At 66.3% G+C, this 6,890-nt stretch carries 6 protein-coding genes; 1 reads left to right on the top strand and 5 read right to left on the bottom strand.

The window, feature by feature from the left end; translation table 11 throughout:
• The 5 genes from X726_RS137445 to X726_RS137465 form a co-directional block, all read right to left on the bottom strand.
• Nucleotides 1-1,916 (bottom strand): DUF5682 family protein (locus X726_RS137445; protein WP_023673900.1); only part of this gene is annotated, 1,916 nt, incomplete at its 3' end.
• Between the two features lie 4 nt (nt 1,917-1,920).
• Nucleotides 1,921-3,000, bottom strand: a complete 1,080-nt coding sequence (locus X726_RS137450) for an AAA family ATPase (RefSeq protein ID WP_023673899.1) — start codon at nt 2,998-3,000, stop codon at nt 1,921-1,923.
• Between the two features lie 19 nt (nt 3,001-3,019).
• Nucleotides 3,020-4,450 carry a DUF5691 domain-containing protein gene (locus tag X726_RS137455; RefSeq protein WP_023673898.1) on the bottom strand — a complete coding sequence of 477 codons (1,431 nt, stop codon included), beginning with the start codon at nt 4,448-4,450 and terminating at the stop codon, nt 3,020-3,022.
• Nucleotides 4,447-5,850: an SWIM zinc finger family protein gene (locus X726_RS137460; protein WP_023673897.1), complete on the bottom strand. Its 1,404-nt coding sequence runs from the start codon at nt 5,848-5,850 to the stop codon at nt 4,447-4,449. The genes X726_RS137455 and X726_RS137460 overlap by 4 nt, the downstream gene beginning before the upstream one ends.
• Nucleotides 5,851-5,948: 98 nt before the next feature.
• Complete coding sequence (locus tag X726_RS137465) at nt 5,949-6,488, bottom strand: Lrp/AsnC family transcriptional regulator (RefSeq protein ID WP_023687041.1); 540 nt, start codon at nt 6,486-6,488, stop codon at nt 5,949-5,951.
• A gap of 48 nt (nt 6,489-6,536) precedes the next feature.
• On the opposite strand from X726_RS137465, the gene X726_RS0137020 reads away from it, so the two are divergent.
• Nucleotides 6,537-6,890, top strand: a 354-nt coding sequence (locus X726_RS0137020; RefSeq protein ID WP_031215642.1) for an MFS transporter, incomplete at its 3' end; no start/stop codon positions are given.

Genomic DNA, 6,890 nt, shown 5'->3' with positions numbered 1-6,890 from the left:
CCGAGCAGCCCGGCGGCGTCCTCTGCCGACAGTTGGCCGGCTTCATAGAGCAGATGCGCGGCGCAGCCGGCGAGCAGCGCCGTCGAGCCCGGACCTTCCAGCACGCCGGTCAGGCCGTTGCGCCATGCATCGAGCACGCCTTCGCCGGGCTCGACCAGCCGGATGGCCGTGTCGGCCTTGCGCACAGCACCGACCAGCGTGGTGGCGGCCTGCTCGTCCAGGTCGCGCACCGCATAGGGCAGCGCGATCGCGCCTTCGACGATCAACCGGTCCAACAAACCGGACAGCCGGTTAGTTTCGGTCTTGCGCGCCTCGCCGTAACGGATGATGTCGGCAAGCGGCGGCACCGAGGCCAGCATCTCCAGGCATTCGCTGCTGTGCGCTGCGCGCGCCTCCAACGCTACAAGGCCGGCGCTCGCGGCCTCCGACAGATCCGCGGTAATGGCGCTCTGGACAAGGGCGGCAAGCGTGTCGAGGCTCGCGGCCGCACCGAGCATCTGGATCAGGCGGCCATTGGCGGCCTTTTCGATAGTCGGGCCGTAGATCAGGTTCTCGACCAGGCGCACGGCATATTCCGGCTCCCAGGCCAGCGTCCATTTTTCGCGAAAGGTGCCGCGGCTGCGGCCGGCGTCGGCCAGCCTGCCCCATTGCACGCCAAGCACGTTCAGCCGGTGCAGCAATGTCGAACGAAACAGTCCGCTTTCGCTGCGCAGATCGACCGACAGCTCGCGTTCCAGCGCCTCCGGCTTCAGCCGCGCCGCCTTCTGGTTGCGCTGCAGGTCCTCGATCAGCGGCGCCAGCGGCGTGTCGGGCGGAATCTCGCCGACATCCGCGCCCAAAAGCAGCTCGGCCTCGACCAGCGCCCACAGCACCGCTTCGCCGTTGAACAGCGCCGCGATCGCGGCATCGCGCAATTCCTCGAAGCCGGGCTTCGGCCGCTCGCGAATGGCAGCCAGTGTGCGCGCAAGCCGCTCGGCCTCGATCAGCGACGCGGTCGACACCAGATGGCCCTTCGCCCGCAGCACCGCCGCGATCGTCGCCAGCCACAGCGTCGCGGCGTCGCGCCGCCCTCGTGTGCGCCACAGATGCTTGCACCAGCCGGGCGCGACGACGCCAGCGCCATAACCATAGCCCAGCGCAAGACGCGGCCCGGTCCATGGCGCCCATGTCATGATGCTTTTGCGCCGGGCAATTCCCTTGATCAGCGCCTGGTCGTTCTTCTGCGTGTGCGCGGCCTGCAGGGCCGGCACATGCCATGCGCCGCAGACGACGGCGATCGGTCCGGCGAATTCCTTGCGCGCGGCGGCGATTTCCAATCGCATATGCGCTTCACGCTTGGCCTCGAACGGCGCGATCGCACCTTCGCCGTCGCGCAGCGTCGTCATCGCATCGGTGATGGCAGCGAAGATTGGACCCGGCTGCGGATTCTGCTCGATAATGTCGGCCCACCAGCTTTCGCCATCTTCATAGCCGGCGGCCGCAGCCAGCGTGCCGATCGGGTCGCGATGCGATGCGGGCTCGCCATCCTCACCGGTTTCGTCCTTGGGTTCGGGCTTGTCGGCGTCAGCCGTTTTGTCGGGGTCGTCGGTTGCCGGTGCCGCGAACCGTGCCGATGACGGCAGGTCGATGAACCGCAATGCCGCCTTGTTCGCCACCGCCCACACCGCCGCCTGGTATTCCGGCGAGAACTCGGCGAACGGCCAGAAACTTGTCGCGGCCGGATCGTCCTCGGGGTAGCAGAGCAGCGCCACCGGCGGCTGCATCTGCGGGCGCGCCAGCAATGGCAGCAGGGCGGACGCGTCGCTCGGCCCTTCGATCAGCACCGCGACCGGCTGCAAGTCCCGCAGCGCCTGCACCAGGCTGTCGGCGGAGCCCGGCCCGTGATGGCGGATGCCGAAATAGGCGACGTCGCTCATGACCTCAGATCGCTGCGTTCAGCGCCGCGTAATAGCCGGCATAGTCCGGCCGCTTCTTGAGCACCGTTTCGAGATATTCCTCCAGCACCACCTTGTCCTGCACCGGGTCCTTGACGATGGCGCCGACAAGGCTGGCGGCGAGGCCTTCGGCGCCGAGCTTGCCGCTGTCGAACCACGCCGCCTGGCTGAGGCCGCCGACCATGGTGGCGATCGCCTCGGCGGTCGAGAGCGAACCCGAAGGCGTCTTCAGCGTCACCTTGCCGTCGGCGGTTGCGCCCGAGCGCAGCTCGCGGAAAATGGTCAACACTCGAGCGATCTCCTCGCCGACATTTTTCGGCACCGGCAGGTCGAGCCCGCCGGCCATCTCGTCGACCCGCTTGGAGACGATCGCCACCTCTTCCGCCATGTCCTCGGGCAGCGGCAGCACCACCACATTGAAGCGGCGTTTCAGCGCCGAGGACAGCTCGTTGACGCCCTTGTCGCGGTTGTTTGCGGTGGCGATGATGTTGAAGCCGCGCTGGGCATAGAGCGACGTGTTGAGTTCCGGGATCGGCATCATCTTTTCCGACAGCACGGTGATCAGCGTATCCTGTACATCGGAGCCCATGCGCGTCAACTCTTCCAGGCGGCATAGCTTGCCGCTCTCCATGGCGCGGTAGAGCGGCGTCGGCACCAGCGCCTCCTGGCTCGGCCCTTTGGCCAAAAGCTGCGCATAGTTCCAGCCGTAGCGGACCTGGTTCTCGTCGGTACCGGCCGTGCACTGCACGATCAGCGTGGAATTGCCCATGATGGCGGCGGCGAGATGTTCCGACACCCAGGATTTTGCGGTGCCGGGAACACCGAGCAGCAGCAGCGCGCGGTCCGTGGCGAGTGTCGCCACCGCCGTTTCCATCAGCCGGCGGCGGCCGACATATTTTGGCGATATCACGGTGCCGTCGCTTGCCTTGCCGCCGAGCAGGTAGGTCAGAACGGCCTTTGGCGACAGGCTCCATCCCGCAGGTTTTTGCTTGTCGTCATTGCGCGCCAGCGCCTGCAGTTCAGCGGCATAGGCCTGCTCGACGGGGAGGCGGATGGCTGCGTTCATGGTGCTGTTCTCCGGATTGTCATGTTTTGGTTCCCGTCAGGGCCGCGTTGAGGCGCAGGAAAGCGAGCGAGGCTGCCGCCGGCGGCATGCCGGCCGCAACGACATGCTCGATCAATTTTTCCGCTGTCGCCGCAGTGGCCAGAAAGCCCAAAGTTTCCAACAGGTCGTCGACGGTTCGCTTCATCGCGTCATCATTGCCGGCGACAGCCGAACGCAACACCGCCAAGCTCTGGCCGTTCGTCAGGTCGGGCCAATCCAGCCAGTTGGCTTCGAAGCCCTCGGCAAGGGTGAGCGTGCTAACATACTGCGGCGTATCTTTCAGGATCAGTCTGACCAGGACACGCTTCCTGCGGCTATCCAGGCGCGGTGTCAGGTGCAGCACGAACAGTGCCGGCTTGCCACCCTCGGCGATCAGCGTGTCGGCCATCTGCGTTACTGCAGCGTCGCTGCCCGACGCTGCGACCATTCGTGAGATCTGGATGTCCGCATTGTTGTCGGCACCGAACTGCCAGGCTGCAATGAAATCGGGTTCGCTGACCCCAAATCGGGAAGCAAGGTCGACCAGATTGCAGGTCTCGAACAGTTCGGCGCGGCGCTTTTCCTGCGCCGGCGATTTGAGCTTTGCCGGCGTGTAGGTGGTGCGGCGGCGGATAAAGCCGGATTTGCCTTCTGCGATGAAGGCGGCAAGTTCGGCAACGGGATCGTCGGCACCGCCACCAACACGACCGTGCTCGCCCAACCTCGCCAGCAGCCGGCTCGCCAGTTCCTGCACCTTGCCGGAGCGGTCAGTGGCCAGGCTTTTCAGGAACGGCGCGTCCTCAGGCGTCAGGCCGAAATGCATGAGTTCGATCAGTGCCAGCCGGACTTCCGCCGGCTCGCCGGGCGCCTTCGCTTCCATCAGGCTGCGGGCCGTGGCCGGATCGCGACGGCGCATCTCGGTCAACGCGATACGGCGCGCGGCGGGGTAAAAGTCATCCCAGTTCTGCACCGTCAGTTGCTCCTGCGGCGCAATCTTCAGCCCCTCGACGCTGGCCTGCCAGTCGATCCACGGCGCATAGATGTCAGGGCTGTTCTGGTCTGATGCCGACGGCATCCAGTCCATCGGATGCAGCACGTAGCCACGGCCGGCGACGAGCGTCGCCACGCGCGCCTTGCGCCGCGCATCGACGGTGTTCTTCAAGGCAGCCCGCAACAGCGGCCGCAACCGCTCCGGCAGCAGCGGCAGGCCAAGCCTCGGCAGCGGCGGNCGCTTCAGCGACTTCGGCGCGGCTGGCCTTAAGCCCACATCGAGCGCCTGCGCGGCGATGGCCAGCAACAGCCGCTCCCGTTCGTCCGGGCTTGCGCCGCCGGCGATTTCCTTCCACGCGGCTGGCGCCAGATCGAACGCAGTTCCGCCGGTGATCCAGCAGTCGCGCATCGTCGCCAGGCCGGTTTGCTCGAGCTCGTTCATGACAGATCGAGCCTCCCGAAGCCGCTTTGCGCGGCGAGCAGATCGAGCCGCGCGCCGTTCCACAGGGCTGCCGTTGCCGAAAGGTCGAGACCGAGCACGGTTTGATCGACGGTTCCGGCGACAGGCAGGGCGATCCCTTGCGGGTCGTGCGCCGCTTGCCACCAGGCGGTGCCGCGCTCATCGAGCAGGATCGCGCCGGCAGGCAGCATCAGCGGGCTATCGGTCGACCAGGGTGCTGCGTCCTGGTGCGCCGCATGCGCCGCCAGCGGATCCTTGACAATGCCGAGGCCGAAATCCGGCCAGGCGCCCGACACGACATCGCCCTTGCGCTCCGCTACCAGCGCCCGCAGCCGTTGGCGTGACGGATAGAACACCAGCCTTGCATCGAACCGGTCGCCAGGTGTGAACGCGGCAGAGCGGCGGCCGGCCGAGGCCGGAAAGAAATCGAGTAGCAGCGCAAATTGCGGCGTCGGGCTTTTCAGGTCGAGCAGCCAGGTAGAATGGCTGACAAGGCCGTCGCGGCGGGTCTCGATCTTCTCGCCGATGACTTCCCACTGGCTGTCGACCTGTCTTGCATCGGGATTGGCCAGCACCTGGTCGCGGGTTTCGGATGCCGACACCAGCCGCTTCAATTCGGGATCGTCTGGCGCCGAGCGCCAGGCCTTGGCCAGCAAAACCAGCTTGCCGAGTTCGCGGATCGCCGCGTCCGGCCGTTCCTCGCTGCGCAGCGCCATTAGCCGGGCCGGGATTTCGTCGATGCGTCCGGCAAGCGCCGTCGCCTTCATGTCGACAAGCCGCGCGGCAATGCGGCGGCAGCGCTCGCTGCTGGCGTCGGCAAAGGCGGAAAGGCCGAGCCGCAGCTGGTCGGCAATCCACTGGTCGAGTTCGTCCAGCGCGCCTGCCACCGCGGTGCGCGTATCTTCCGCCCGCTTGCGCTGCGCCGTCTCGCGGCGCTCCGTCGCGGCGGCGTCATCGACGGTGCTTTCCTCCGCCTGCGAGGCCTCGCCAATGCTCTTGCCAGACGCGCCCCTGCCAGCCTTTGCGTCGACCGGCGGGGGCGCAGTCTTCCTGCGCCGGCCAAGCCAGTCATTGACCCATTCCGGCGTTGTTTCGGCTGATGTGAAGCTGGCCGGCGCCGTGGCGGCGATCCACATCAGCGCCAGCGTGTGCTTGCAGGGAAATTTTCGCGACGGGCAGGTGCATTTGTAGCCGTGGTCGCCGGTGTCGACGACGGTGCGATAGGGGTTGGATCCCGAGCCCTGGCATTCGCCCCAGATCAGCGCCTGCTGCTCGTTCTTCTCCAGCCGCGGCCAGTTCGAGCGCTTGGTGAGCTTCGAGGCGGCGCTTAGCGACGCCTGATCGGGGGCCAGCGCCTCGATGGTTTTCAGTTCGAATTCCAAGCCGCGCCTCTCGTCACCCCAAATCAATGCCTGGCATCAATATAGGGTGCCGTTTGTGAAGGATTGTTGTGGCCCCGGCAAGACGAAGATAGCGCAGATCAGTACAGCGGCGTGGCCATATGCCGGGGCGTCGGCCATTGCGCCGTGATCTCGGGCTGCACCGGGCGCTCGAGATAGGTCGACAGCACGACATAGCTTCGCGTCGAGGTGACGCCGGGCGTTTCGTAGAGACGCGCCAGCAGGCCTTCGAGCGCCCTGGTGTCCTCGGTGCGGACCTTGAGAAGCATGCAGGTGTCGCCGGCCACCGAATGGATTTCCTCGACCTCAGGATATTGGGAGACGGCCATCAGCTCCGGTGTCTTGCCCCAGCCCTTGGTATCGATATGCACGAAGGTGAGCAGCGGCTTCTTCACCGCCTTCGGGTCGATGATCACAGCCGTGCCGCGGATGGCGCCGCTGCGCCGCAGGCGCTTGACCCGCTCATGCGCCGCCGGCGGCGAAAGGCAGACGCGTTCGCCAAGTTCGGCGTAGCTGATCGTCGCATCCTCGACCAGCACGCCTAATATTTTTCGGTCGATTGCGTCGAGCTCGCGGGGAGCTACCTTGTTCTGCAGAACCCCATCTGTTTCTTCGTCCATATCGAAATTCCTTGTTGTCGCGGAATTCAGTTCGGCCATTATGACCCGATGACGAACGCGAATCAAGCTGCAACGCTCCATCAGCCGATCCCGGCGCTGGCCTACCTCCTGACCGGCTGCATCGCCGTCATCGGCTCGAACTCGCTGGTCCTGGGTCCAATTGCTCCGGCAGTCGCCGCATCCTTCGGCACCAGCGTGCCGGCGGTGATGGCCGCGTCGGCTGCCTTCGGTCTCGGCACTTCCGCCAGCGCTTTGTTCCTCGCCCGCTATATCGACGGCGTCGGCGCCCGCCGCATGCTGCAGGGCGCTCTGCTGTTGCTGGCGGTCGGGCTTCTCGCCAGCGCGCTGGCGCCGACGGTGATCATGCTGGTCGCGGCCCAGGCCGTCGCCGGCATCGCCGCC

Source organism: Mesorhizobium sp. LSJC285A00, from assembly GCF_000503155.1.
GTDB lineage: Bacteria > Pseudomonadota > Alphaproteobacteria > Rhizobiales > Rhizobiaceae > Mesorhizobium.
This window is presented reverse-complemented; position numbering and strand designations above follow the sequence as displayed.

What these genes read in the sequence shown, in the direction of transcription:
- X726_RS137465 (WP_023687041.1), bottom strand. Translation starts at nt 6,488, where the DNA reads ATGGACGAAGAAACAGATGGGGTTCTGCAGAACAAGGTAGCTCCCCGC.
- X726_RS137450 (WP_023673899.1), bottom strand. Translation starts at nt 3,000, where the DNA reads ATGAACGCAGCCATCCGCCTCCCCGTCGAGCAGGCCTATGCCGCTGAA.